Annotated in this window: 28 protein-coding genes; 21 read left to right on the top strand and 7 right to left on the bottom strand. The window is 31.6% G+C overall.

From position 1 onward, the window contains the following. Positions 1-63: 63 nt before the first annotated feature. Positions 64-297, bottom strand: coding sequence for a KEOPS complex subunit Pcc1 (locus tag MSM_RS04995; RefSeq protein ID WP_004035768.1), 234 nt, complete (start codon positions 295-297; stop codon positions 64-66). Positions 298-564: 267 nt separating this feature from the next. Between MSM_RS04995 and MSM_RS04990 the strand changes: the two genes are divergently transcribed. The 6 genes from MSM_RS04990 to bsh all read left to right on the top strand — a co-directional run bounded on the left by MSM_RS04990 (position 565) and on the right by bsh (position 8264). After that, positions 565-2109 carry an ABC transporter permease/substrate-binding protein gene (locus MSM_RS04990; RefSeq protein ID WP_011954217.1) on the top strand — a complete coding sequence of 515 codons (1545 nt, stop codon included), beginning with the start codon at positions 565-567 and terminating at the stop codon, positions 2107-2109. A 9-nt stretch (positions 2110-2118) separates the two neighbouring features. Further along, positions 2119-2868, top strand: a complete 750-nt coding sequence (locus MSM_RS04985; RefSeq protein WP_011954216.1) for an ATP-binding cassette domain-containing protein — start codon at positions 2119-2121, stop codon at positions 2866-2868. A gap of 188 nt (positions 2869-3056) precedes the next feature. After that, the gene (gene rplJ / locus MSM_RS04980) at positions 3057-3539 is read left to right on the top strand and encodes a 50S ribosomal protein L16 (RefSeq protein ID WP_004032946.1); all 483 of its coding nucleotides are present in this window, start codon (positions 3057-3059) and stop codon (positions 3537-3539) included. A 192-nt stretch (positions 3540-3731) separates the two neighbouring features. After that, positions 3732-6014, top strand: a complete 2283-nt coding sequence (gene ppsA / locus MSM_RS04975; RefSeq protein ID WP_011954215.1) for a phosphoenolpyruvate synthase — start codon at positions 3732-3734, stop codon at positions 6012-6014. A gap of 51 nt (positions 6015-6065) precedes the next feature. Then, positions 6066-7223: a tyrosine decarboxylase MfnA gene (mfnA, locus tag MSM_RS04970; protein ID WP_011954214.1), complete on the top strand. Its 1158-nt coding sequence runs from the start codon at positions 6066-6068 to the stop codon at positions 7221-7223. Positions 7224-7313: 90 nt separating this feature from the next. After that, positions 7314-8264, top strand: coding sequence for a choloylglycine hydrolase (bsh, locus tag MSM_RS04965; RefSeq protein WP_004035757.1), 951 nt, complete (start codon positions 7314-7316; stop codon positions 8262-8264). 45 nt (positions 8265-8309) lie between these two features. On the opposite strand, the gene MSM_RS04960 is transcribed toward bsh, so the two are convergent. The 4 genes from MSM_RS04960 to MSM_RS04945 are packed head-to-tail and all read right to left on the bottom strand — an operon-like array spanning position 8310 to position 11358. Then, on the bottom strand, positions 8310-8678 hold the full coding sequence (locus tag MSM_RS04960) for a dihydroneopterin aldolase family protein (protein ID WP_004035755.1): 369 nt from the start codon (positions 8676-8678) through the stop codon (positions 8310-8312). Positions 8679-8681: 3 nt separating this feature from the next. Further along, positions 8682-9404 carry a class E sortase gene (locus tag MSM_RS04955; protein ID WP_011954213.1) on the bottom strand — a complete coding sequence of 241 codons (723 nt, stop codon included), beginning with the start codon at positions 9402-9404 and terminating at the stop codon, positions 8682-8684. 38 nt (positions 9405-9442) lie between these two features. Then, entirely contained in the window at positions 9443-10615 is a 1173-nt protein-coding gene (locus MSM_RS04950) for a hypothetical protein (protein WP_011954212.1), read from the bottom strand. Between the two features lie 44 nt (positions 10616-10659). Next, complete coding sequence (locus MSM_RS04945; RefSeq protein ID WP_022531757.1) at positions 10660-11358, bottom strand: archaetidylserine synthase; 699 nt, start codon at positions 11356-11358, stop codon at positions 10660-10662. A 344-nt stretch (positions 11359-11702) separates the two neighbouring features. Between MSM_RS04945 and MSM_RS04940 the strand changes: the two genes are divergently transcribed. From MSM_RS04940 to hemA, 15 genes are all read left to right on the top strand, one after another. Continuing rightward, positions 11703-12338, top strand: a complete 636-nt coding sequence (locus MSM_RS04940) for a hypothetical protein (protein ID WP_004032954.1) — start codon at positions 11703-11705, stop codon at positions 12336-12338. Between the two features lie 2 nt (positions 12339-12340). Next, a complete protein-coding gene (locus MSM_RS04935; protein WP_004032955.1) occupies positions 12341-13414 on the top strand; it encodes a rod shape-determining protein in 1074 nt (357 codons plus the stop codon). A 44-nt stretch (positions 13415-13458) separates the two neighbouring features. Next, a complete protein-coding gene (rnhB, locus tag MSM_RS04930) occupies positions 13459-14082 on the top strand; it encodes a ribonuclease HII (RefSeq protein WP_004032956.1) in 624 nt (207 codons plus the stop codon). Positions 14083-14155: 73 nt separating this feature from the next. After that, entirely contained in the window at positions 14156-14995 is an 840-nt protein-coding gene (locus MSM_RS04925; protein ID WP_004032957.1) for a MotA/TolQ/ExbB proton channel family protein, read from the top strand. A gap of 8 nt (positions 14996-15003) precedes the next feature. After that, complete coding sequence (locus tag MSM_RS04920) at positions 15004-15420, top strand: ExbD/TolR family protein (protein ID WP_004032958.1); 417 nt, start codon at positions 15004-15006, stop codon at positions 15418-15420. A 12-nt stretch (positions 15421-15432) separates the two neighbouring features. After that, positions 15433-16059 (top strand): IMP cyclohydrolase, encoded by a 627-nt coding sequence (locus MSM_RS04915; RefSeq protein ID WP_004032959.1) that lies wholly within the window; start codon positions 15433-15435, stop codon positions 16057-16059. Positions 16060-16082: 23 nt separating this feature from the next. Then, positions 16083-16856, top strand: a complete 774-nt coding sequence (locus MSM_RS04910; protein WP_004032960.1) for a coenzyme F420-0:L-glutamate ligase — start codon at positions 16083-16085, stop codon at positions 16854-16856. Positions 16857-16874: 18 nt separating this feature from the next. Beyond that, complete coding sequence (gene cofD / locus MSM_RS04905; protein ID WP_011954211.1) at positions 16875-17780, top strand: 2-phospho-L-lactate transferase; 906 nt, start codon at positions 16875-16877, stop codon at positions 17778-17780. Between the two features lie 17 nt (positions 17781-17797). Then, positions 17798-18562 (top strand): GTP cyclohydrolase III, encoded by a 765-nt coding sequence (locus MSM_RS04900; protein ID WP_004032962.1) that lies wholly within the window; start codon positions 17798-17800, stop codon positions 18560-18562. 30 nt (positions 18563-18592) lie between these two features. Further along, a complete protein-coding gene (locus MSM_RS04895; RefSeq protein WP_004032963.1) occupies positions 18593-19303 on the top strand; it encodes a tRNA-dihydrouridine synthase in 711 nt (236 codons plus the stop codon). 91 nt (positions 19304-19394) lie between these two features. After that, the gene (atwA, locus tag MSM_RS04890; protein ID WP_004035746.1) at positions 19395-20990 is read left to right on the top strand and encodes a methyl coenzyme M reductase system, component A2; all 1596 of its coding nucleotides are present in this window, start codon (positions 19395-19397) and stop codon (positions 20988-20990) included. 196 nt (positions 20991-21186) lie between these two features. Continuing rightward, a complete protein-coding gene (locus MSM_RS04885) occupies positions 21187-21492 on the top strand; it encodes a hypothetical protein (protein ID WP_011954210.1) in 306 nt (101 codons plus the stop codon). A 99-nt stretch (positions 21493-21591) separates the two neighbouring features. Then, a complete protein-coding gene (locus MSM_RS04880; protein ID WP_004032966.1) occupies positions 21592-22074 on the top strand; it encodes a methanogenesis marker 9 domain-containing protein in 483 nt (160 codons plus the stop codon). Position 22075: 1 nt separating this feature from the next. Beyond that, the gene (locus tag MSM_RS04875; protein WP_011954209.1) at positions 22076-22702 is read left to right on the top strand and encodes a precorrin-2 dehydrogenase/sirohydrochlorin ferrochelatase family protein; all 627 of its coding nucleotides are present in this window, start codon (positions 22076-22078) and stop codon (positions 22700-22702) included. Continuing rightward, entirely contained in the window at positions 22692-23891 is a 1200-nt protein-coding gene (gene hemA, locus MSM_RS04870; protein WP_011954208.1) for a glutamyl-tRNA reductase, read from the top strand. Before MSM_RS04875 ends, hemA begins: the two co-directional genes overlap by 11 nt. A gap of 13 nt (positions 23892-23904) precedes the next feature. Here hemA and MSM_RS04865 read toward each other — a convergent pair whose 3' ends face one another. Together MSM_RS04865 and MSM_RS04860 are read right to left on the bottom strand one after the other, a co-directional pair. Beyond that, the gene (locus MSM_RS04865; protein WP_004032969.1) at positions 23905-25029 is read right to left on the bottom strand and encodes an AAA family ATPase; all 1125 of its coding nucleotides are present in this window, start codon (positions 25027-25029) and stop codon (positions 23905-23907) included. 215 nt (positions 25030-25244) lie between these two features. Further along, positions 25245-26180, bottom strand: a complete 936-nt coding sequence (locus MSM_RS04860; RefSeq protein ID WP_048058682.1) for a 3-hydroxyacyl-CoA dehydrogenase — start codon at positions 26178-26180, stop codon at positions 25245-25247. Positions 26181-26224: the final 44 nt, after the last annotated feature.

Raw genomic sequence — 26224 nt, 5'->3', positions numbered from 1 at the left:
TATATAGTTAAAATGTTTAATAGGCTAATATAAATTGAGTTTTTAAATAGGTGAATGGTTTTTTCATTCTTTTTTTGTTGTTTCAAGAATTTTTTCTACAACAATTTCAGATGCTATTAAATCGTCAGCTGTTGATAAAAAAGTTTCAAGTGAATCATTGTCTAATTCATATTCAATTGTGTTATTTTTCAACTTTGATTCTAAAAATCCAATATTGTCAACTTCTAAAGATTCATAAACAGTTTTAGCAGTCTTTGAATTTTTGTATTTAAGTTGCAGATTTCCTTTTATTTTCATCTTTAAAAATTATGTTTTTTAAACTATTTAATATTTTTAAGTAAGTTTCAGCTAATCGTAACATTTATTTACTTCCTTGTCATAATTGTAACATGAATAATCATATTTAATTTGTTAATTTTTATAGTCATTGTATTATTATAATATAATTTTGTTGAATATTATTTAATTTTCAATATTTCTTTTATAATCCTTGAAATTATATAATGAAATAAATAACTATTTATTCAATTGTGATTATATTGTGGAAAATTATGGGTGAAATAAATGTTATCTGAAACATGGTCATTAATTGTTAATCAAAGTGATTTTTTTACGGATTTAATGATTCAGCATTTGGAAATTTCTTTAATTTCTGTTGTTTTTGCAATAATTATTGGATTGGGTTTGGGTATTTTTATAAGTGAGTATCCGAAAAATAAATGGGTTTTGGCAATTGTTAATCTTATTTATACAATTCCATCAATAGCATTATTCGGGTTTTTAATTCCAGTTTCCGGAGTGGGCAATACCAGTGCAGTTATAGCTTTAACCATTTATGGTTTGCTGCCTATGGTTAGGAATACTTACACTGGAATTCGAACTATTGATGACAGGATTATTGAAGCTGCAAAGGGAATGGGCAGTACTGATTTGCAAATTTTATTAAAAATTAAATTGCCATTGGCTTTACCTCATATTATGTCTGCAATTCGTAATATGGCAGTTATGACAATTGCTTTAGCAGGTATTGCATCATTTATTGGTGCCGGAGGTTTGGGGGTAGCTATTTACAGGGGTATTACTACAAATAATATGCCTTTGATTGTTGCAGGAAGTGTACTGATTTCTGTTTTAGCAATATGTATTGATTTGATATTGGGATACTTTGAAAAAATATCTGCTCCAGGTGCAAAAAGGCCAAAATTCTTAAAATATTTTAAAAATAAGAAAGTATGGGCTTGCATAATTATTGTTTGTATTCTTATTGGGGGATATGTTGCATATGAGCAAAACCCTGCAAATACAATTCATATTGCAAGCAAATCATATACTGAAGAATACATTACAGGAGAACTTTTAAAACAGGTTATTGAAGCACACACAGATTTAAATGTGGAACTTACTTCTGGAGTAGCTGGTGGATCAGGTACAATTCACAGGGGTATGGAATCTGGGGATTTTGATTTGTATCCTGAATATACTGGAGTAGCCTGGTTAAGTATTTTGCATAAAAACAGCACTTATGATGAAACACAGTTTGATGATTTAAATTCATATTATGAAGATAACTACAATATGACCTGGTATAATAAGTACGGTTTTGAAGATACTTATGGAATCGGAGTTACAAAAGAAGTTGCAGATAAATATAATTTAAAGACTTACTCTGATTTGGCTAAAGTTTCTAACCAATTGTCATTTGGAGCAGAATCTGATTTTTTTGCACGTGAAGACGGTTATGATGCAATCTGTGATGATTATGGGATGAACTTTAAAGATACAATGGATTTGGATGTAAGCATTAAATATGATGCAGTTAAACAGGGTCAGGTTGACGTGATTGATGTTTATACAACAGATGGGCGCTTGGAAAACTCCAATATTGTAGTTCTGGAAGACGATAAGGATTTCTATCCTTCTTATTATGCAGGAACAGTAATAAATCAGCAAACTTTAATAGATCATCCTGAAGTAGCTGATGCACTTGATTATTTGACTGGAAATATTTCAACTGAAGATATGAAACATATGAATTATGAAGTTGATATTGAAGGAAAAGACCCTTCAGATGTAGCACATGACTTTTTAGTAAGTAAACATTTAATATGAGGTGATTATATGAGTTCAATCATTGAATTTAAAGATATAAGTAAACATTATTCTGATAGTGATTTTTCAATAGATAATTTCAATTTAAGTGTTGAAAAAGGGGATTTTGTCACGATGATTGGCGGTTCAGGATGTGGAAAAACCACTATTTTAAAAATGATTAATGGATTAATCACTCCTGATAGAGGTAGTGTCATTGTAAATGGGAAGGATGTTTCTGAATCTGATATTGTTGAATTAAGGCGAAGAATCGGATATGCAATTCAGGGAACAATGTTGTTTCCTCATTTGAATGTTCGGGAAAATATAGCTTATGTTCCTAATTTGATCCATGAAAATGACAGTGAAAAAACTGATGAGGCTATTGATAAGTGGCTGGATATTGTTGGGTTGGATTCTTCTATTTTAAACAGGTATCCTCATGAACTTTCCGGAGGTCAACAGCAAAGAGTAGGTATTGCAAGAGCACTTGCTGCGTCACCTGCGATTTTATTGATGGATGAGCCTTTCAGTGCCGTTGATGAGATAACAAGAACTCAGCTGCAAAAAGAAATGAAAGAAATCCATGAAAAAACAAAAATTACTGTAATGTTTGTTACTCATGATATTAGGGAAGCATTGTATCTTGCTGATAAAGTATTGGTTATGCAAAATGGGATTGTTCATCAGTTTGATACTCCAAATGAGGTGTTAAATCATCCGGCAACTCCTTTTGTTGAAAAATTATTGGAAAGAACAAAATTTATTTTAAATAAATAATTTTTTTAATTTTTCAAATAGGACAACATTTATTAATAACTAAGTTTAAATAGTTAAGTATTCTATATATTGATTATATATAATTTTTACATAGCTATTTAGAGATACACTATAATTTTATTATAGATAGCTATTTTTTAATCAAACATATATAATTAGATGTTTGGATTATTTTCGGAGGAATTATAATGGTTCGTGCTTATACAAGAAGAGATTATATTAGAAAAACCCCAAATTCAAGAATTGTTCAATATGATATGGGTAATTTAACTGACGAGTTTCCAGTTTCAGTAAGTTTAGCTGTAAAAAAACCTGCTCAAATTAGACATAACTCTTTAGAAGCAGCAAGGATTGCATCTAACAGGCTTATGCAAAGAAAAGCTGGAAGATTAGGTTACCACTTAAAATTAAGAACTTACCCTCACCAAATTGTAAGGGAAAATCCTATGGCTACCGGTGCAGGAGCAGATAGGGTTCAAAGTGGTATGAGAAACGCATTTGGTAAACCAATCAGTGTTGAAGCTATTGTTAAAGCAGGTCAAAGGATTATTACCATTGACACCAACAAGAAAAACTTTGAAGATGCTAAATTAGCATTAAAAAGAGCAGGGATGAAATTACCAGTTTCCTGTAGAATTGTTGTTGACAAAGGCGAAGAATTAGTTTTATAAATTTAACTAATTTTTACTTACTATTTTTTTTTTAAATTTTTTTCAATCACTTTTTTTACAGCTTCTTTTGATTAAATATTTAAGTGTTAAAATTTATACATTAAATATAATATTGGCGATGTTTTTTATTTATTGAGAACATGCTGTCAAGTATTAATATTAATTCATTTTAAACCAAAGAGGTTATAATTCATGTATGTTGTAAAATTTGAGGATTTAGGCAAATCTGATATTGGAATTGCAGGGGGAAAAGGAGCTAACTTAGGAGAATTGACTCAAGCAGGCATTCCTGTTCCGCCTGGTTTTGTAGTAACTGCCGAAACTTACGGAAAATTCATGGAAGATGCTGGAATTAATGGTAAGGTATTGGATATTCTTGCTAAAACAGATATCAACAATACTAAAGAACTTCAAGCTGCTGCTGAAGAAATTAAATCCATCATTATTGGAACTCCAGTTCCAGAAGACATGTCCACTTTAATTATTGAAGCTTATAATCAACTTTGCCAAAGAGTTGATGAAGATGATACTGATGTAGCTATTCGTTCTTCAGCTACTGCAGAAGATTTACCTGATGCTTCATTTGCAGGTCAGCAAGACACTTTTTTACATGTTTCAGGTAGTGAAGATGTAATTGATTACATAAGAAAATGTTGGGCATCTTTATTTGAAGCAAGAGCTATTTTTTACAGGGAAGAAAACGGTTTTGATCACTCAAAAGTATACATTGCTGTTGTTGTTCAAAAAATGGCTATTGCAGATAAGGCAGGTGTAATGTTTACTGTAAACCCATCTACCGGTGAAGAAATAGCTTTAATTGAAGGATCATGGGGTCTTGGTGAAGCTGTTGTGTCAGGTGACGTGACTCCTGATAATTATGTTGTAGACAAAAGCAATGATGAAGTTGTAAGTGTCACTATAAGTGATAAAAAATTAATGTATGTAAAAGACGAAGACGGAACCAGTGTAAGAGTAGATGTTCCTGAAGATAAAAGAAACGAAAGAGTTTTATCTGATGAAGAGCTTGTTGAGTTAACTGAAATGGGTAAAAGGATTCAAGCTCATTATGGCGAACCAATGGATACTGAATGGGCTTTTGAAAGAGGCAATTTATTCTTATTACAGGCAAGGCCAATTACTACATTAGGTGATGACAATGGCGTAGCTGGTGAAGACTCTTCTATCAGTGATAAAAATGTCATTGTTAAAGGTCTTGGAGCAAGTCCAGGTACTGCTTCAGGTAAAGTCAAAATCATTTTAGACATTGATGAATTGGATAAAATTAAAGATGGAGACATTATGGTTACAACTATGACTACTCCTGATATGGTTCCAGCTATGAGAAGAGCTAGCGGAATCATTACTGATGAAGGGGGAGTAACTTGTCATGCATCTATCATTTCCCGTGAACTTGGAATTCCTTGTGTTGTAGGAACTGGTTCAGCTACAACTACATTAAAAGAGAATGTTGGAGTTACTTTAGATGGTAAAAAAGGTTTGGTTTATGAAGGAATTCATGAAAACAAAGAGGAAGCAGTTCAAACAGCTACATCTAATGTTGAAGCAGCTCCAATCATAACTGTTACTGAAGTAAAAGCTAATGTAAGTATGCCTGAAGCAGCCCAAAGAGCAGCAGCTACTGGTGCAGATGGAGTTGGATTGCTCAGAACTGAACATTTGATGTTGACTGCAGGTATTCACCCTGGAAAATTCATTGCTGATGGAAGGGAAGATGAATTAATCGACACCATTGCAGAAAATGTAATGATTGTGGCAGACGCATTTTATCCAAAACCTGTATGGTACAGAACTTTAGATGCGCCAACTGACGAATTCATCACTTTGGAAGGTGGAGAAAACGAACCTGAAGAACACAATCCAATGTTAGGTTGGAGAGGAATCAGAAGGGAACTTGACCAACCTGAAATTCTTAAATGTGAATTCAAAGCTATTAAAAAACTTTATGATAAAGGTTACACCAACTTAGGAATCATGATTCCATTATCACAAAGTCCTGCTGAACTTAAACAAGCAAAAGAACTTTGTGCTAGTGTAGGTTTAATCCCTCATAAAGACATTGACTTTGGTATGATGGTAGAAATACCTGCAGCTGCTTTAACTATTGAAGATTATCTTGAAATTGGTGTTGATTTCGTAAGTTTAGGAACTAATGATTTAACACAATATACTCTTGCAGTAGACAGAAACAACGAATTTGTTGCAAAACATTATACTGAAGAACACCCTGCTGTAATGAAATTAATTGAAAGAACAATTAAAAAATGTGTTGAAGCTGGAGTTACTTGCAGTATTTGTGGTCAAGCAGGTAGTGTACCTCACATTGTTGAAAAACTTGTAGGATTTGGAATTACCAGTGTATCCTCAAATGCTGATGCTGTAGCTGAAGTTAGAAAAACTGTAGCTAGAGCTGAGAAAAAAATTATTCTTGATGCTGCTCGCAAATCTCAAGAATAAATTTTATTTTCTTTTTTATTTTTTTTAAATATCACCTTATAAGGTTGTACTATGGAAGATAAACCAATATCTAAAAAAGACATACTTAAAGAATTAAATGAAATCCAATCAAAAGACCATAAATATAGTGATGGTAGAATATTAGGTTCTATGTGTACAGAAGCACATCCATTTGCTAAAGAAGTTTATTGTAAATTTTTAGATTCTAATTTGGGAGATCCTGGTCTTTTTAAAGGAACAAAATATATTGAAAATGAAGTTATAAAATCTATTGGTGAATTATTATCGATTAGTGAACCTTATGGAAATATTGTAACTGGTGGTACTGAAGCTAATATCATGGCGATGAGGGCAGCAAGAAATCATGCCCGAAAATATAAGGGAATTAAAGAAGGAGAAATCATAATTCCGGATTCTGCTCATTTCTCATTTAAAAAAGCTGCAGATATGATGAATTTAAAAATTATTGAAGCTAAACTGGATGAAAATTACAAAATCGATGTTGATTCAGTTAAAGAAAATATTTCCGATAATACTGTGGCTATTGTAGCTATTGCAGGAACTACTGAATTGGGTTTGGTTGATCCTATTGAAGAATTGTCTGAAATAGCTTATGAAAATAATATTTACTTCCATGTTGACGCGGCATTTGGAGGTTTTTCAATACCATTTTTAAGAAAAATTGGTTATGAATTTCCGCCTTTTGATTTTTCATTACCGGGGGTATGTTCAATTACTGTTGATCCTCATAAAATGGGTTTGGCACCAATTCCTGCCGGAGGAATTCTGTTTAGAAAAAAAGAGTATCTGGAAGTGATGGCTGTTGATTCTCCATATCTGACTGTTAAAACACAATCTACAATTGTTGGAACTCGTTCAGGAGCAGCTTCTGCAGCTACTTATGCAATCATGAAATATCTTGGAAACGAAGGCTATGAAAAGCTTGCAGGAAACTTGATGGATAATACTCATTATTTTAAAGAAGGTCTGGAAAAAATAGGTTATGATGTTGTTGTAGAACCTGAATTGAACATTGTAGCATTTAATCATCCGGATATGGAAGCTCATGATTTGGCTGATAAACTGGAAGATTTGGGATGGAGAGTTTCAGTAGCTAAATGTCCTATAGCTATTCGTGTAGTTTTAATGAATCATATCACTAAACAGCATTTGACTGATTTATTGGATGATTTAACAGAAATTTATTAATTTTTTTGTTTCTGCTCTTTTTTTTAGAATATATAATTAAGTATAAATATGGATTATACATAATTAATTATCAACGGAGGTTTGGTAATTATGTGTACTGCTGCAAATTATTTAACAAAATGCCATTATTTTGGCCGTAATTTTGACTATGAAATTTCATATAATGAAAGAGTAACGATAACTCCTAGAAACTATCCTTTAATATTCAGGGATACTGAGGACATTGAAAATCATTATGGGATTATTGGCATAGCTGCAGGTATTGATGAATATCCTTTGTATTATGATGCATGTAATGAGAAAGGATTAGCTATGGGGGGATTAAACTTTCCGGATTACTGTGACTACAAACCACTAGATAAATCTAAAGTTAACATAGCTTCTTTTGAGATTATTCCATATATATTATCTCAAGCAAAAACCATCAGTGATGCCGAAAGGTTATTGGAAAACTTAAATATTTCAGATGAGAAATTTTCCGCCCAGTTGCCTCCATCTCCACTTCATTGGATTATTTCAGATAGGAATGCTTCAATTGTTGTAGAGGTTGTAGAGGAAGGACTGGATATTTATGATAATCCTGTAGGAGTTTTAACAAACAACCCTCCTTTTGATAAACAGCTATTTAATTTAAATAATTATATGGCATTATCAAACAGAACGCCTGAAAATACCTTTGGAGGCAATTTGGATTTGGCAACTTATAGTCGGGGAATGGGTTCAATTGGTCTTCCGGGGGATGTTTCTTCACAGTCCCGTTTTGTAAAAGCAGCTTTTGTTAAAGAAAATTCCGTTTCCGGAGATTCTGAAAAAGAAAGTGTGTCTCAGTTTTTCCATATTCTGGCATCTGTTGAACAGCAAAAAGGATGTACGTTAGTGGAAGAACCTGATAAATTTGAGTATACTATTTATTCAGACTGTTACAATACAGATAAGGGAATATTGTATTATAAAACATATGATGGTCCTCAAACATCTGTTAATATACATGATGAGGATTTGGAAACCAATCAGTTAATTAATTTTGAGTTGGTTGATTAAAAAATAGTTTATGGGTGTTGTTTGTATAACAACACCTGCAATAATTTAATTGATGTCTTCTACATACATTAAAGGATAATTTAACTCTTCAATAAATTCTATTCTTATTGTAGCCTGAACATCCTTTACTTTTGTATATATTTTAACATCAAGCATATCTCCAGTTAAAGAAGTGTAATCAAAGTCGCTCATTGATTCTTCTAGTTTATCAAATCTGATTTTAACATCAACATCTTCAATAGCTGGCTGTAATTTTAATGATTCTTCCATACTTGTTTCTAAGCTTTTTTTAGAACTTTTATTTACGGGAGTTCCAACAAATTGGTGAAATAGTGCTCCCATACTTATTGCACCTTCAAATATTGCTCTTTCTCTTGAGGTTATATTTGAAAAGTATTTTTCATCTACATCCATACTTTACATTCCTCCGTTTAACCATAATATCTTTTCATAAATTATATTAGAATCTATTGGGAAAAGGTAGAAATAGAATAATATTGCTGATATAATCAGCACTATAGCTAATATGTAAATTCTATTGTCCTTAGGATAGAAATAACTGAATATTAACCCTATAACTAAAAATGCAGTAGTTATTATTAATGCATATGATTCATGTGGGTTATTTTGAATTATTTTATCATTTATTGGACCAACATCACTTAACTCCCCTTCAATAATTAATCTATGTGCTGTAGATCCGATTGGGTCACAGGTAATTAGATATATGTGTGTTCCATTACTTTGAGTATTGATGCGGGCAGTTGGTTCGACTATAGTCTTGTTTATGACAGTATAGTTTACTTCCCCGATTCCCGGCCATTCTAAAGTAATTACATCTCCATTATTCAACTCATTAAGTCTTAAAAATGGTGATCCCTGAAGAGTTCTGTGTCCTGACAGTATAACATCTCCATTTGTCGGTGTAAATGATTTTGCATCATGCATAACACCTTGTGAAAGAGATACATTATTTATCTTCTCTTCAATTCCAATGGTTGGTATATTTACAACAGGAGAATCAATATTTTTCTCAATAGCTATTTTTGATGAGTAATAATTAACTTCTCCTGCTGCATATAATCCTAATATGATTATACAAATTATAACAACTATGGTTGTAATTTTTGGTTTGTCCATGTTATCAACTTTTTATTTTTTAGTTTAAAATATTTTACCTATTTGTTGTAAGTTGAATTTATTTCATTAACCATCCATGAAGGTGCATTTGTTGTTGGAATTGTTAATATGATTTGATCCATATTGTCCAATAAGAAATTAACCTTATCCTGAGGGGTTTCAACAAGTAACATATACTGTGCATCTAAATCTCCAAGATTAATTTGCCTTTCATAATTGGATAATTTTATACCGTAATTCTGCAATAATTCGGCTGTCTGTTTTTCATTGTATCCGTTTATTATTGAACCTTTTAAAAGTTCTAAAACATTGGATTTGAAGGTTTGTGTATTTTCATTTGGATTTGTGTTGTTTCCATGAACAACTGTATTTGCTTTTGAGTATTCACTGTCAATTTCTCCGTTTTCTTCACATCTCATTATGGAAACTACAGTACATCCCTTTATATCTGGATTTGTTTGATTGTTTGGTGTTCCATTTTCCGTATAATTTGAGCTGGTGTAGATATCAACAACACTTCCTACATTTACAAGTCCGGCTCCTGCCTGCAGTCTTGAAACTAAAATAGGCACTGACACTGTATTCGGTTTTTCAAATTTAATTTTGGAGAGAACTTCTGCATTGTTTTCATCAACAATTGTTAAAGCTTCACTTGCAGGCATTATTGCATTTTTGGTATTGTTGTCAGTATATGTTGCCATGGTTCTGTTGTACGGGTCTAAATTTGCATTTATGGACTTTTTATGAAATGATTTCCAGGCTTTAGTTGCGGGTGACAGTATATTTATTGATTCCACTTCATTTTTGCTTCTGGCATTGTTGATTTCATTTTCTAATATCATAGCTTCGCTGGAGCTTGTTAGTGCACCTGTATAAAGACTGTGGAGTTCATTAAGTTTGGTTGTTTTTGCTAAATTTAGCTCTTCCTGTGACGGTTCATAAATTAAGAAATAATATGTGGATATTACTAAAGTTAGGATAATTAAAGTTGTAATTATCATACCTATTTTTTTCTTTTCTTCATTTTCAATTATATTTTTTGGTTTCGGACCAATATATTTTCCTAATTTCTGATTGAATGATTTTAATATTTTTAAATCATTATCTTCGTTTTCTTTAGGTTTTGGTCGTGGTATTTGACGGTTTTTAAGGTTATCTATATCCTCAAATCCTTGAGGATATAATGGATCTCTTGGTTTTTGGTCAATCATTGATTTATACCCCTACTTTTAGTTTAAAAAAGTAGATGGGTAATTTAATTGATTTTAATTAAATTAATTAACAGGTAATATAAGGAAAATATCAATAGTATCAATGCAGGTATGTTTATGCCGAAGAGTGTTAGACTTATTGGAAGTATAATTAACACTATTAGCACTACAGAAATTCCGATTATAATTAAATTGTCAAATTTTGGGTATGTAACATTGCTAATCATCAATAAAGACACTATTGTCATTAATATTAAAGCAATATAAATATTGAACAATCCGCTTAAATAGAATGTAGCTAATATAATAGCTATTCCTGGAATTGGAAATCCTATAAAGTCATGTGTTTGGATGTAATCTGCTATTGCATTGTATCTGGTTAATCTTAAGACACCACAAGCTACAATTAATAAACTAATGATTGCCGGAAGTATTGAAAGATTATGAGGTATTGTACTACTGATAGTATAGAGGAATACTGCAGGTGCCGCACCGAAGGATATGGCGTCTGAAAGGGAGTCTATATTTTGCCCAAATTTTAATTTATCATTTCTATTAATTTTCCTAGCTACCCATCCATCTACAGAGTCAAACATGATAGCTATTATCATCAGAATTGCTGATAATTCAAAATTATGATTTATCGCAAGAAGAATTGAGATAAATCCACATAGCATGTTCATCAGTGATATTCCATCAGATATTGCAAAAAAACTTTGAATCTTTGTACTTTCTAATTTCATGTAAAACTCCATTAAATACTTTTTAACTCATTTGTTATTAATTTTTTCTTGTTTTACTCATTATTTTTTCTTGTGTCCTTATTTAATGATTGAATAATGGTATTTTTAGTAAAATAAACTAATTTATATGAGTTTTGAAAATTTATTTATTTCTTGAATTAATTTTTGATTTTAATTATTGTTATGCTTTATGCTAATTGTTATGGTTAAAGTTATATTTTTAAAGATAAAATATATATAATAATAATGGGTAATTATTAATTGTTAAACTTTAATAAATTCAATTACTTTGTTGTAATTTATTTTAAGTTGAAGTAAAATATTAATATAATGCGAGTAGTTAAATGATAGAGGATATACAAGCACTTAGACAAGCTGCACGGTTAACACCGGATAATGAAAACCAAGATGAAAAAGTTTGGTGTATAGCTGCAGGAAATGTTAATTTAATAGATGACATAGCCTATAAAGCAATTGCTTCTAAGCATTCTGTAAAAATTCTATTTAGGGAGCATGTTATATTAAAGGATAAACGATTGAATAAAAAATTTGATTTTATCATGTTATATGGTAATTCAAGGAAAATTAATCAATTTAAAAGACTTTGTAATCAGAGAGGTGGGGCTTTTATACAAATAACTCGCCATTATTTAACTGAAGAACCTAATTTAATGGTTTTAGTTGCTCCGGAGGACATGATTAAAAATCTTGTTTATGTTCTTGAGAAATCTAAAGTTTCATTTGCAATTTTACAGGAATCTCAAACTACAGGTTTTATTGATGTTGATATAAATTCTAATGTTAAACTACCAAATTTTATTAAATCTGCTTTAAAGCCATTATATAATATAAGCGATGTTGTATTATCAACAATTCTGATTTCAGTTGAAAAAGATGAGGATATTGAAAAAGTCCAGAGTATAGCTACATCTAATAGGATATTTGTCATTGATTTTAAAGATATTGTAACGGAGGATTAGTCATGAATATTTTTGGAAATGAAGAAGAGGAATCACAAGTTAATGATACTAGAATCATTAGTAACAGCTTGGGAATAGATTTAGGAACTTTAAACACTGTAATTGCAAAACCATCTGGAGATAAATTTGATTTATATCAAATTCCATCAGTTGTTGCTGTTAAAAAAGATGATCCGTCTGAAGTTTTAGCAGTTGGGGAAGAAGCTAAAAAAATGCTTGGTAGAACTCCTGAAGATATTCTTGCTGTAAGACCTTTGAAAAAAGGAGTCATTGAAAACGTAGCTCAAGCACAAGCTTTACTTATTAAAGCTATGCAAATTGGTATAGAAGAGGGGGAAAGTGTTGGAAGAATCGTTATTGGTATTCCTGGAGATTCCTCTGAAGTAGAAAAAAATGCAGCTGAAGAGATTGGTAGGAAAGCTGGAGCAGAAAACATTCTTGTAATTAGTGAAGGATTGGCAGCAGCTATTGGTGCAGGTTTACCTATTGCTGAACCAAACGGAACTATGGTTATTGATATTGGTGCAGGATCAACAGATATTGTTATCATTTCCCTTGGTGGTATTAACGATATTGAAACAGTTAGATGCGGTGGAGATGACATTGATAACAGAATAGTTGAATTGGTTGCAGAAAAATATAATGTAGCTATTGGTATTCATGATGCAGAATCTGCAAAAATAGAAGTTGGTATGATTCACTGTAGCGAACAACTTGAAAACTTAAGTGTTGAAGTTATTGGTAAATCATTAGAAACCAACAGGCCTAAAAAAGTTGTCATCGACTCAATGTTAGTTGCTGATGCTGTAGAACCATTTATGCAAGAAATTGTAGATGGTTTAAATGTTATTTTAGAAAGATTATCTCCTGAATTGATGATGGGTGTTTATAATAATGCAGTGGCAGTTGGAGGAAGTTCAAGACTCCGTGGATTAAAAGAAAGGGTTTTCGATGAAATATCTATTCCTATTGAAGTTTCTGATGATCCTATGACTGTTGTAGCAAAAGGTACTGCTATTGTAGCTGCAGAACCTCTTGCATTAGAACCTGAAGTTCGTCTTAGAGCTATGAAATAATTTTTTCAATTATTTCTTTTTTAACTTTTTTTGCGCTGATTTTTATGGATGTATTGGGAATTGATGAAGCAGGTCGGGGATCTGTTTTAGGACCATTGGTTATTGCAGGGGTTATTGTTCCTGAGAAAATGGATATTGTTTTAGAAAGAATGGGTGTAAAAGACTCTAAGCGTTTGACTCCTAATAGAAGAACAATTCTGTCCCGTAAATTAAAAAAAATGTTTGAATATGATTTGGTAGTAATTTCTGCTCAGGATATTGATAATATGAGAGCAGACGGAATCAACCTTAATGAAATTGAAAGAATTGGAATGGAGAAAATTCTTTCTAATTTAAATCCTGAAAAGGCTATTGTTGATGCAGTTGATATTAAGGCAGAACGTTTTCAAAACAAACTTGCAAATGACACTGGAGTAAATGTTGTAGCTGAACATAAAGCAGATGATAATTATATTGAAGTTAGTGCAGCATCTATTATAGCCAAACAGGAAAGGGATGCACATATAGCTGAAATTAACAAAGATTATATTAAAATGGGTGGAATTGGTTCAGGTTATCCTTCCGACCCAATCACTAAAAAATTTTTAACTAATTTTACATATGATGAAATGCCTGATTTTGTAAGGAAATCATGGGCAACTGTTGAGAAAATGAAAAATTCTCAATAGCTATTTTTTTTAAAAACTATTAAGTATATGGTTAAATAAATTATTTTTATAAAATATTATATTGAGGATAAAAATGATAGTTGAATATCTGACTCAATTTTTCGAAAATCTCATGGAGATATTTACACAGGGAGGAATTATTACATATATAATTCTTTTCATTGGTATTTATGGTCTTCTTGTTTCATTAAGAAAAATTGTGTATCTTAAGAAAATTAGTAAGGTGGATACAACTGAAATTTTAGGTATTGTTTCTTCTTCTATGGAAAGGGGAGGGGCAGTTGAAGCATTAAAACAAATTAATTCTTTTAAAAATCCTATTTCTAAAATCATTTCTGAAACTTTAAAAATTGGTTATAAAAATAAAACCGAAGTTGAAGAAAGTATGGAACAAATTTTCATTGTTGAAGTAAGTAAAATGACTAAAGGATTAAATTCAATTAAAACTATTATTGAATTAGCTCCATTTTTAGGTTTGATTGGTACTGTAATTGGTATCTGGATGACCTTTAAAGCATTAGGTGTTACTCCTAATCCTTCTGCTATGGCTGAGGGTATTTATGTGGCATTAACAACAACTATTGCAGGTTTATTTGTAGCTATTGTATTATTACCTCTTCATACCTATATTCAAGGTTTAGTTGAAAATGAAATGGATAAAATTGAATTGGCTACTAAAATGACCAACTGGGGTTATGCAGTAGTTAAAGTAAGAGTTGAAGCTAATGTTGAATGTGCCCTGGAAGCTCTTCAAGAAGCTGAAGGTGTTGTTAACACTAGACTAATTTCTGATCCTTATGCGAATATCAAGGTTTCATTTAAACCTAGTATGTTAGATAAAAGTATTTCAAATATTATATTGGAAAAGTGTAATGTTAATGCTGAAATAATTGAAAGTAAATTAAGACAATAAGTGATTTTATGACAATTGATGTTAAATCATATAAAGAGAAGGTTCTTAATAGGAAACCTGCTATTAACTTAGTCCCACTTATAGATATTTTATTTACGATTATGATTTTTTTGGTTGTGACTAGTAATTTCTCAGCAACAGATATGTCTGCTGATGATGCATCTTCTACTGACTCTGGAACTGGTAAACCGAATGTGACTGATGTTTCTGGTGATGCGGAGTATTATATTATGCCTGTAGCTAATTTGCATAAAGTAGTTGTTGATGGTAAAGACATGTCTAATTTAATATCGAATAATGCTATTGCTGTTAAAGCTAATGTTATCGATGAGGGGCAAATACAAATAAAACCTGGAGAGATTATTATAACTACTCCTGCAGGTGTGTCTCCTGAAGAAGCTGTCAGAAGTCCAAATACTACTTAAAGAGGTTGAAAAATGTATACGGGAAGAATTTTATCAATTGGTATGAATTGTGAAGGTAAACCTTTTGTGGCATATAGGGTGTCTAGCAGATCATTTCCTAATAGGCAATGCTTAAAATTTGATAATAGGGCATCTATTGTGCCGAAAGAAGGTTTCGAAAAAGATATTTTTGAAAATACTTACATTACATATAATTGTATACGTATTGTAAAAGATATGGCTATTGTGTCTAATGGTTCACATACAGATGTAATAGCTGATAAAATAGCTTTGGGGATGAATATTAAAGATGCAATAGCTTATTCATTGCTTACTTTGGATTATGAAAAAGATGATTATCATACTCCACGTATTGCAGGAGTTGTTACATCTACAAATAAAAAGGATGATTATGTTTGCTATGTGGGGATAGCTAATGATGAAAAATTATTGGTTGACAAAATCCCATACGGCGAAGCCGTATTTATTTCCACATATGGAAGTCAATTCTACGACCCTGTAGATTTTGATGCAAAAACAGCTGATGATGCTGCAAAATTTATTTTTGATGGAGGTATTTTTGCCAATTACAAAAAAGCAGTAACTGCTGGTGCGGCTGTTTTTGATGGGGAATGGAATATAGGTAATTTCAATCCTTAATTTTTTTTATTTTTTTTTAAAAGATGATTAATATGTCAATAGAATTAATTGGTTTAGACAATATTCCATTAGTTGAACCTAATGACGATGTTTGTCAAATAATTAAAGATGCAATTGAAAAACAAGGTTGTTTATTAAAACATGGGGATATTATTTTAATAGCTGAAACATTAATTTCAAAAGCAGAAGGTAATGTTATCAAATTGGGGGACATAATTCCATCTGAAGAATCCATTATCATTGCTAAACAGTCCAAAAAAGATTCTAAATTGGTTGAAGCTATTATAAATGAATCTAGAGAAGTAGTTGCTGTCGGTCCTGATTTTATCATTACTGAAACTAAACAGGGTTTTGTTTGTGCAAATTCAGGTATTGACGAATCCAATGTTGATGAAGGATTGGCTACTCCTATGCCTGAAGATGCTGACAGGTCTGCAAAACAAATAAGGGAATTTTTAGAAAATGAATTTGATGAGGAAGTGGCAGTTTTAATTACTGATACTCAGGGCAGAGCTTTTAGAAATGGTGCTGTTGGTGTAGCTATTGGATGTTCTGGAATCAATCCGTTATGGAAAAGGGCCGGCGAAAAAGATTTGTATGGTCGTGAGCTTCAAACTAGTGAAGTAGCTACAGGTGATGAATTGGCAGCCGCAGCTTCTCTTGTTATGGGTCAGGCTGATGAAGGTCTTCCTGTGGTTATTATCCGAGGATTTGATAATTTTGATAAATTAAGAGATACGAAAACCGGAATTAATCCATTACTTAGACCAAAAGAATTTGACGTATTTAGAAATTAGTCTGGAGATTAAATTAATATGATTACTGTACTGTCTGGGGGAACTGGAACTCCAAAATTATTACAAGGTTTAAAAGAAGTTATTGATCCTAAAGATATTACTATTGTTGTCAATACTTTAGAAAATGAATATTTTTCAGGTGTTTATGTGTCAGCAGACATTGACACGGTATTGTACACTATGGCTGATATGATTAATGAAGAATTTTGGTATGGTGTTAAAGATGATACATTTATCACTCATGAAAGGCTTGAAGAATTAGGCACTCCGGAGTTGCTTAGGATAGGAGATATTGATAGAGCTACTAAAATACAAAAGACTCTATTGATGGAAAATCATTCACTTGCTGAAGCTGTTGATATTCAGGCAAATAATATGCATATCCCTTCCAAAATTTTACCTATGAGTAATGAAAATTCAGATATTAAAATCATTACAGACATCGGTGAATTGGAATTTCATGACTTTTTAATAAAACATCAGTGCAATCCTGAAGTTTTGGATGTCAAATTTTCCAAAGTGACTCCTGCGGAAGGGATTATTGATGCTATTAATAATTCTGATGCAGTTATTATTGGACCATCTAATCCGATAACTTCAATATCTCCAATATTGTCTTTAGATGGAGTTAAAGAAGCTTTGGAAAATACTCATGTAATAGCAGTTTCTCCAATTATTGGTACTGATTCAGTAAGTGGTCCGGCCAGTAAATTTATGGATGCACTTGGAATTGAAGTTTCATCATTAGGTGTTGCTTCTTTATATGAAAGTTTTTTAGATACGATTGTTATTGACAAAAAAGATAATAATTTAAAGGATGATTTAGAAAAAATTGTTAGTGAAGTAATTGTTACAAATACAATTATGAAAAATTTAGATGATAAGAAAAAATTAGCTAAAATAATCTTAAATGATATTTCTTAGGGAAAATGGTGGCTTAAATGATACAAATGACTTTAATACAAATTGATAATTATGGTCCATGGACTGTAACTCCAAGACCACGTAATGAATCAGATTTACAAATTTTACAGGCAGAATTATATGCAGATTTAGAAAGGCAATTTGCAAATAAGAAAGGATTAGTTTTCTTTACTAGATTTGATAATTTACTTGCTGTTACAAACGGTATTGATGAGGAAGACCACTTGAGGATTCAAAGATCTATTAGAAATAGATATCCAATTACTATTAGTATGGGTGTTGGGGCGGCTGAAACTCCTCATGAAGCTCAAAAATTAGCTACTATTGCTTTACAAAAAGAAGGTGGAGCTCAATCTTCAAAAAGAAAAGAAATTTTAGCTATTGATAGTTTAGCTCCAGCAGATGAAAATAATTTGGTTCAGGCAGCACATATTGATATTAATAGTGTTACAGAAACATTGACTGATATTGAATCTGCATTTGACACTAATTTCATGGTTAATAAAGCACAGCATTATTTAATGACTAAATTAATTAAAAAAGGAGCATTACTGTTCTTCATTGGTGGAGATAACTTCATGGCTCCATGTAATGGATTGTCTGAAAAGGAAATTGAAGATATTTTAGTTGAAATCAATGATGAAATTGGAATTGGTCTTAAAGCAGGTATTGGTGTTGGCCGCAATATGGAAGATGCTGCATATATGGCTGATTTGGGACTTGAAGAAATCCGTGATCATGATAATGGAATGTGGACATGGGTTATTGAAAAAGAATATTAAGGGGGCTTCTAAATTAAAGTCATAGCTCCAATGGCTGGAATAACTGATGCTGAATTTTTAAATAAGGTTATTCCATTTGGATTTGACACAGCTACATTAGGTGGTTACAGTTTAGATGCTAAAACAATAGAAGCTAGTGAAAAAATAATTAAAAGGGGAAGAAATGAATTTCATTTTCCTCAAGATGAAATTGTTAACCATATTGAAAAAGAAGTTAATCTGATTAAAAAACAACATCCGAATGTTAAAGTTTCAGCTAATGTTAGATCAACTACTCCTAGGCCTATTATTGAAGTAAGTAACATAGACAATTTGGATATTGTTGAAATTAATTGTCATTGTCGTCAGGATGAAATTTTGGCTATTGGCTGTGGTCAAAATATGTTGAAAAGAGATGATTTGGCTGAGTATATTGGGGATGTTGTTGACAATGCTTCTTGTGAAGTTTCAGTTAAAATTCGAGCTAATGTTGATGGTATTGACACTTTAAAAATAGCTAAATTAATTGAAAACACAGGGGCTGACTATCTGCATATTGATGCAATGAAAGTTGGAATTTTTGATGCCGACTATGATTTGTTGGCGAAAATCTGTTCTAACACCAATATTAAAGTTATTGGAAATAATTCTATAGATAGCGAACAAAAAATTGAAAAAATGCTTAAAACAGGAGTTTTTGGCTTTTCAATAGCTAGGGCGGTTATTTCCGGTAAATTAAACTTTAATATATCTGATTTTTAAATATATAACACCATTATATAACAATAATTATTAGAAAATATTATAAATGGTTTAAAAGATAAATAAATACTGATTATATAAAGGTGATTTCATGGATTTTATTACTCTTAAGAATATTACAAAGACATTCAATGGTGTCGATGTTCTTAAAAATATTAATTTGAAAATCAAAGAAGGAGAAACTTTAGGTATTTTAGGACGTAGTGGCAGTGGAAAATCTGTATTAATTAACATGCTCAGGGGTACATTGGATTACAAACCTGATGCAGGTCAGGTTATCTTTAATTTGGCTATTTGTCCAGATTGTTTGGCTGTTGAATCCCCGTCCCATGCAGGTGAAAAATGTTCATGTGGCGGAACTTATGAAGCAAAAGAAATTGATTTCTTCAATGCTGAAAGAAAAGAGTTCGCAAGTATTAAAAGAAGAATCGCTATTATGTTACAGCGTAACTTCGCATTATATGATGAAGAAACTGTAATTGAAAATGTTATGAGGGCAATGAGTGATGAGAATGATTATGAAGATAATCTCTATGATGCTCTAGACTTACTGGAAATGGTTCAGATGAACCACAGGATTACTCATGTTGCACGTGATTTAAGTGGTGGAGAAAAACAAAGAGTAGTTCTTGCAAGACAATTAGCAAAACAACCTATGATGTTTTTAGCTGATGAACCAACAGGTACTCTTGACCCTCAGACTGCTGAAAAACTTCATAATACTTTAATTGAAGGTGTAAAAGATAAAGGAATCACTATGTTAATCACCTCTCACTGGCCTGAAATCATGAATGATTTGGCTGATCATGTTATATGGTTAGAAAATGGGGAAATCAAAGAAGAAGGAGAACCTGAAGGTGTTGTAAATCATTTCCTTGAAACTGTACCGGTACCTGAAAAAGTGGAAAATCCTGAAATTGGTGCTCCTGAAGTTCAAATGGATGATGTTAAAAAACATTACTATTCAATTGAAAGGGGAGTAGTCAAAGCTGTTGATGGAATTGATTTAACCATAAACAAAGAGGAAATCTTTGGTATTGTAGGTTTAAGTGGTGCTGGAAAAACAACTCTTACTAAAATGTTAATTGGGTTGACTGAACCAAGTAGTGGTAAAATTGAAGTAAAACTTGGTGAAGAATGGGTTGACATGAGTAAAAGCGGTCCTCTTAACAGGGGTCGTGTAATTCCATATATGGGACTATTACATCAGGAATATTCTTTATATCCTCACAGGACTATTTTAGGAAACTTAACTGATGCTATTAGTTTGGAATTGCCTGCTGAATTTGCAAAAATCAAGGCTATTCATGTATTGACAACAGTTGGTTTTGATGAAAATATAGCTGAAGGTTTACTTAACAAATATCCTGACGAATTAAGTGTTGGGGAAAAACACAGGGTAGCTCTTGCACAGGTTCTTATTAAAGAGCCTAAAATAATTATTTTAGATGAACCGACAGGTACAATGGATCCAATTACTCGTGTAATTGTAACTGATTCTATTTTAAAAGCTAGAAAAGAATTAGAACAAACATTTATTATTATTTCTCACGATATGGACTTTGTATTGGATGTTTGTGATAGATCTGCTTTAATGAGGGGAGGAAAAATCCTTGATGTAGGAACTCCTGATGAAATAGTTAAACAGTTAACTGCAGATGAAAAAGAAGGAATGTTTAAAAATTAATTCCTTTTTTTTATTTTCATTTTACTTAAAATTAAATATTTTTTTTACAGCTAAAACTGGCCGGATTTGTTTAATATGTTTCCATTAATGATATAACTAAGCATTTTAAGCAACATTAAATTTAAACTTATTGGGATTTATAGTTTAATATTATTATTTTTTTAATTTTGATGACAGGGATTTTTAGGTGAACAGATTGCCGGTTATTGAAAAGACAAAGGATTCAAAAAGAAAGATTAAACAACTTTATGATTCTGATTCAGTTTTATTTGAAGAAACTTTACTTGTTTCAAATAATATTAAATACAGTATCTGCTTTGTTCCTAAAGCCGAAGTATATGATGTGATTATTGAAGATTTTGAAAATAATTTTACTAAATATCAGGTTTTTCATAAATTGTCTCCTTCAACATTAAAATACTTCAATTTACTTAAAGGTGAAAGTTATTTGGATGATTTCGGCAATGAATTTAAGTGTATCAGTCATACGATTGAGTATTGATTAACCTATTTTTTCATAAAAAAGATTATATATAAACTAAAATAAATTATGTATGTATAAATTATTTCATGGAAATGATTATTAATTTGGAGGTTTATTATGACTTGGGAAGATGCACCATCTCATATTTGCAGAGGTGGAGATAAAAGGGGTTTGGCTTTCTGTTGCCCTCCAGTTAAACCTTGTCCAATATTAAATGCTTTGGACGAAGTTAACTTAACTCCTCAAGAATATATTGATATTAAAACTGAATTCGCAAAAGAAACTAAATTAGGTGAAGGGACAGGGACTTGTTTTGGATCATTAGTATGGTGTTGTAAACCGTCTAAACCATGCCCGTTACGTGATATTACTTTAAAAAATATCGGTATGACTCATGATGAATATTTGGACTTGAAAAAAGAATTGTCTGATAAATTGGTTGGTGTTGATAAGCCTACTCCTGATGAAAGTGTAAAAGTATTAGCTGAAACTTTCAATATTGGTGAAATGGAAGCTATGAGTGTTTTAAATGATTGTAATAATGATTTGAGAATGGCTGTAAAATTATTACGTGTTAAATCCTTAGGAAATGCTGATTAAAATGGATTGGACTTCCCTATATCTTAAAACAGCCAATTTAAATGTATTTATATTAGGTACTGGTGAAGTGGCTACAAGAAGGGCAAATAAATTTCTTGACCATGGAGCTAATGTTAAATTAGCAGGGGATGTTTTAGATAAGGAATTAATCGATAAAGGAGCTGTTTTGGCTTCAGTTGATGATGTGGTTAACTTAGTTCAATGGTCTGATGTAGTTGTAATAGCCAGCGGTGATAGGGAATTGTCTGATTATGTCAGTAAAATAGCTGAGGATAAACTATTAAATAGGGCGGATTTTCCGGATAATGGAAATATTATTGTCCCTACAAGTTTTAATATTGGTGATGTTGAGATATCTATTTTTACAAATGGAAAAAGTCCATTAATGGCTCGCCAATTAAGAAAAAAGATTCAATCTATTATTACTGAAGAGGATATTTTAGAAATTGAACTTCAGGATTACAGCCGTAAATTGCTTAAATCCAGGATATCCGACCAGAAAAAAAGAAGACAGTATCTTTATGAAATTTTCAATGATGAAAATATTAAAGGATTACTTGATAACCATAAAATAGATGAAGCTAAAGAGTATATCGATGATTTGATAAGGGGATTTGATGATACTTAATTTAAGAGTTGACCATAAAATTGCAAATATTGATGCTATGGAAAATATTGCAAAGGAAATGGATCAGTTATTTTTGGAATTGCAGGAAAAGTATTCAATTGTAGAATATGTGGAAATATCTACATGTAATCGTAAGGAATATTACATTCATAATGACAATATAGATGCTTCTGATTCTCTTTTATCTCATGAAAATAAAAGCATTATTATTGATTATGGAGACAGTGTTATTAAGCATCTTTTCCGTATGACTTCAGGTCTGGAGTCTATGATTGTAGGTGAAGACCAGATTTTAGGCCAGGTTAGTGATGCTAAGCAAAAGGCATTTAAAGAACGTCATTGCGGAAAGATTTTGGATTCTATTTTTACTAAAGCTATTCATGTCGGTCGTGTAGTGAGAAATAAAACCAATATTAACAAAGGATCAATTTCCATAGGTTCTGCAGCTGTTGATTTGGCTGAAAAGCATTTGGGGAATCTTGAAAACAAGTCTGTTTTGGTTATTGGTGCAGGGAAGATGGGTAAGCTGGTGGCTAAGGCTTTGGCTGAGAAAAATTTAAATGCAATATTTGTTGCAAACAGAACTTATTATGTTGCAGTTGAACTGGCTAATGATTTAAACGGTCATGCTGTTCTTTTTAACGAATTAGGCAAATATGTCCAAACAGCAGACCTGATAATAAGTGCAACAGGTGCTCCTCATTATATTTTAAATAAAGAACGTTTGGAAAAGACTGATGGAGATTTTAAAGACTTGTTAATGATTGATATAGCTAATCCAAGAGATATTTGCGAAGATGTCTGCGAATTGGGAGTTAAATTATTTAACATTGATGATTTGCGTGAGATTGCAGATGAAAATACTAAACTCAGAAAAAAAGAATTTGCAGAAGCTGAAAATATCATCGATGAAGAGTTCAGTTTACTTAAAGAATCCTTTAAGTTAATTGGTGTTGAAGATATTATTGCTAATTTAAGAGTATCTATGGAAAATATACGAGAAAGAGAAACTGAAAAGGCGATTGCCAAACTTTCTGATGTAGATGCAAATGCTAAAATAATAGATAATTTAACAAATTCTATTGTCAACAAAATATTTTTTGATATTTCTAAAAAAATTAAACAGGCAGCTCATGAAAATGATGAAGAATTGATCAGAGCTATTGAATTTATGTTTGAAGAAAAATAATTAAAGAAGGTTTTTATTCAAACATTCCTTTTACTTCACTATTTTTAATTTTACTTGCTTTTAGAGCATATTCCACATCTTTGTTATCTACAGTTTCTTTGTCATGTGAAATCGCATGGTGAAGAGCTGTTTTCAAAATCTTTTCTTTAATGTCTCTTCCGGACATATTTTTGCTGATTTTAACTAGCTTTTCAATATTCAAATCATATTTGAGTGGAAATGTTTTAAGATTGTTTTCAAAGATAGATTTTCTTTCGTTATCATCAGGTAAGACAAATTCAATTTCTTCTTCAAATCTGCTTCTTACAGCATAATCAATTGAATTTGGGTTATTTGTAGCTCCTATTGTCACTACTGCTTTATTGTCATTAATTCCATCCATTTCAGTTAAAAGGGAATTTACAATTTCGGCAACATCTCCTCTAAGTGATTGAAAGCTTCTGTGAAGTGCAATTGCATCAATTTCATCAATAAATATTATGGATGGTGCTGTTTTTTGAGCTTTTTCAAATAATTCCTGTATTTTAGATGCACTGTCTCCAACATGTTCTCCAATTAATGAAGTTGCTTTTATTAAATACAGCGGAACGTCAAGTTCATTGGCTAGTGCCTTTACAAGCATGGTTTTACCGGTACCTGGAAACCCATAAAATAAAATGTTTTTCGGAGCCCATTCACCGAATTTGTCAGGCTCTTCAAGATATTTGATTAGAACTTTGGTTTTATTTTTAGCATTTTCCTGACCAACAATATCTGAAATTTTGACATTTGTTTTAATACGCTTGACAGTATCCAAATTTCTTTCTTCAATATCTAAAAGTTTAATTTCAGTGTTTTCAGCGATTATTGAGTTGTTGGGGCTAACAGATACTATTTGAAAACCGTAATCAGGAATTATTTTTTGATCGAAAAGATATGAATTTTCTTTTACAACTAACCCTAACCATTGTTCACGAGCATACTCTTCAAAGAGTGTTTTATCGATAATTTCAAGATTATTTTCCATCATTGCAAAATCAAAAGGATAACCTACAGGTTTTAAAACTACACTTTCAGCAAAAGGAGTGTTTTCTTTTTGTGCGGTTTTTGATTTTGGGTTAGATGGTTTTGTCTCTTGGGTTTTGTTGTTTGTTTTCATTTAGTCACCAACTTGCAACAGTTGTTTTTTATTACCTATGTATTTTATTTGTTTTACTATATAAAAATATAATAAATTTGCCCTCAATAAGGTAGCTGATTTAAAAGTAGTTGTTTGTGTGTTAAGATAGCTGTTGCATTTGTTGTTAAATGTTATGGTGATGGTAAGGTGATTTTTAACTGTTCATAAAAAATAATAATGGTTAAATTCTTAGTTTAATATTTGTAGAATCCTTCACCGGAGTTTATACCGGTTTTTCCAGCATCTATTTTTTCTTTAAGCATAGCTGCAACTTTTCCTTCAATGGTGTCCGGATCGCTGGCTTTCGGATTCATCATACCAATGTTATATGCAGTAGTTAGACCTACAACATCAAGTATTCTAAATGGACCTAATGGTGCACCTGTAGCCAACATCCATGTTTTGTCAATAGTTTCAAAGTCAGCTACTCCATCTGCATATAATGCTTCTGCAGCACTTAAAAACGGAACAAGCATGGAATTAAGAATGTATCCTGGTTGTTCTTTTTTAAGTTTTAACGGAATCATATTAATGTTTTCAGCAAATTCGCATACTGCATCGTAATATTCTTGACCAGTATCAGGATGGCCCATAATTTCTGCAGTATTGTTTCTCCAGATTTCATTTGCAAAATGGAGTGCAAGGTACTTTTCAGGACGTCCTGTGTATTGGGCAAATGCACTTGGGAGCATTGTAGAGGAATTTGTTGCAATAATTGTTTTTTCAGGAATGTGTTTAGCTAATTCCTGATAAAATGCTATTTTCTGTTTAGGATCTTCAGCAATAGCTTCAATAATTAAATCAGCATCATTTCCTGCTTCTTCATAGCTTGTTGTTAAAGTTATGCTGTCATATGCATCTTCAACTTTTTGCTTAAGCTCGTTGATTTTGTCTGCTGACAGTTCGTTTTCACAGCTGAATCCTCTGCAGTATGCTGCAGGATTTGTTTTCATTGCTTCAAGAGTGTTTAAATAAATTTCTTTCAATCTTAAAAGTTTAGGTTGTGCTCTTTCGATTGATCCTTCGCTTCTTAACCATATAGTTACATCAAAGCCACAAAAAGCAGATTGAAGAGCAATTTGACTGCCTAATACTCCACCACCTGCTACTACAATTTTCTTCATATTCATTTTTACACCTCTGGGATACATAGTAATATCCTATGTTTCATAAT

The sequence above is a fragment of the Methanobrevibacter smithii ATCC 35061 genome, from assembly GCF_000016525.1.
GTDB classification, from domain to species: Archaea; Methanobacteriota; Methanobacteria; order Methanobacteriales; family Methanobacteriaceae; genus Methanocatella; species Methanocatella smithii.
This window is presented reverse-complemented; position numbering and strand designations above follow the sequence as displayed.

Bases quoted from the DNA above. Each gene is read 5' to 3' on its own strand.
- MSM_RS04920 (WP_004032958.1), top strand. From the start codon at position 15,004: ATGACAATTGATGTTAAATCATATAAAGAGAAGGTTCTTAATAGGAAA.
- MSM_RS04960 (WP_004035755.1), bottom strand. From the start codon at position 8,678: ATGGATGTAGATGAAAAATACTTTTCAAATATAACCTCAAGAGAAAGA.
- MSM_RS04880 (WP_004032966.1), top strand. From the start codon at position 21,592: ATGACTTGGGAAGATGCACCATCTCATATTTGCAGAGGTGGAGATAAA.
- MSM_RS04865 (WP_004032969.1), bottom strand. From the start codon at position 25,029: ATGAAAACAAACAACAAAACCCAAGAGACAAAACCATCTAACCCAAAA.
- rnhB (WP_004032956.1), top strand. From the start codon at position 13,459: ATGGATGTATTGGGAATTGATGAAGCAGGTCGGGGATCTGTTTTAGGA.
- MSM_RS04860 (WP_048058682.1), bottom strand. From the start codon at position 26,180: ATGAATATGAAGAAAATTGTAGTAGCAGGTGGTGGAGTATTAGGCAGT.
- rplJ (WP_004032946.1), top strand. From the start codon at position 3,057: ATGGTTCGTGCTTATACAAGAAGAGATTATATTAGAAAAACCCCAAAT.
- MSM_RS04985 (WP_011954216.1), top strand. From the start codon at position 2,119: ATGAGTTCAATCATTGAATTTAAAGATATAAGTAAACATTATTCTGAT.
- MSM_RS04935 (WP_004032955.1), top strand. From the start codon at position 12,341: ATGAATATTTTTGGAAATGAAGAAGAGGAATCACAAGTTAATGATACT.
- cofD (WP_011954211.1), top strand. From the start codon at position 16,875: ATGATTACTGTACTGTCTGGGGGAACTGGAACTCCAAAATTATTACAA.
- MSM_RS04955 (WP_011954213.1), bottom strand. From the start codon at position 9,404: ATGGACAAACCAAAAATTACAACCATAGTTGTTATAATTTGTATAATC.
- MSM_RS04925 (WP_004032957.1), top strand. From the start codon at position 14,156: ATGATAGTTGAATATCTGACTCAATTTTTCGAAAATCTCATGGAGATA.
- ppsA (WP_011954215.1), top strand. From the start codon at position 3,732: ATGTATGTTGTAAAATTTGAGGATTTAGGCAAATCTGATATTGGAATT.
- MSM_RS04910 (WP_004032960.1), top strand. From the start codon at position 16,083: ATGATTAATATGTCAATAGAATTAATTGGTTTAGACAATATTCCATTA.
- MSM_RS04950 (WP_011954212.1), bottom strand. From the start codon at position 10,615: ATGATTGACCAAAAACCAAGAGATCCATTATATCCTCAAGGATTTGAG.
- MSM_RS04895 (WP_004032963.1), top strand. From the start codon at position 18,593: ATGGCTGGAATAACTGATGCTGAATTTTTAAATAAGGTTATTCCATTT.
- MSM_RS04915 (WP_004032959.1), top strand. From the start codon at position 15,433: ATGTATACGGGAAGAATTTTATCAATTGGTATGAATTGTGAAGGTAAA.
- hemA (WP_011954208.1), top strand. From the start codon at position 22,692: ATGATACTTAATTTAAGAGTTGACCATAAAATTGCAAATATTGATGCT.
- atwA (WP_004035746.1), top strand. From the start codon at position 19,395: ATGGATTTTATTACTCTTAAGAATATTACAAAGACATTCAATGGTGTC.
- bsh (WP_004035757.1), top strand. From the start codon at position 7,314: ATGTGTACTGCTGCAAATTATTTAACAAAATGCCATTATTTTGGCCGT.
- MSM_RS04945 (WP_022531757.1), bottom strand. From the start codon at position 11,358: ATGAAATTAGAAAGTACAAAGATTCAAAGTTTTTTTGCAATATCTGAT.
- MSM_RS04900 (WP_004032962.1), top strand. From the start codon at position 17,798: ATGATACAAATGACTTTAATACAAATTGATAATTATGGTCCATGGACT.
- MSM_RS04995 (WP_004035768.1), bottom strand. From the start codon at position 297: ATGAAAATAAAAGGAAATCTGCAACTTAAATACAAAAATTCAAAGACT.
- MSM_RS04875 (WP_011954209.1), top strand. From the start codon at position 22,076: ATGGATTGGACTTCCCTATATCTTAAAACAGCCAATTTAAATGTATTT.
- mfnA (WP_011954214.1), top strand. From the start codon at position 6,066: ATGGAAGATAAACCAATATCTAAAAAAGACATACTTAAAGAATTAAAT.
- MSM_RS04940 (WP_004032954.1), top strand. From the start codon at position 11,703: ATGATAGAGGATATACAAGCACTTAGACAAGCTGCACGGTTAACACCG.
- MSM_RS04990 (WP_011954217.1), top strand. From the start codon at position 565: ATGTTATCTGAAACATGGTCATTAATTGTTAATCAAAGTGATTTTTTT.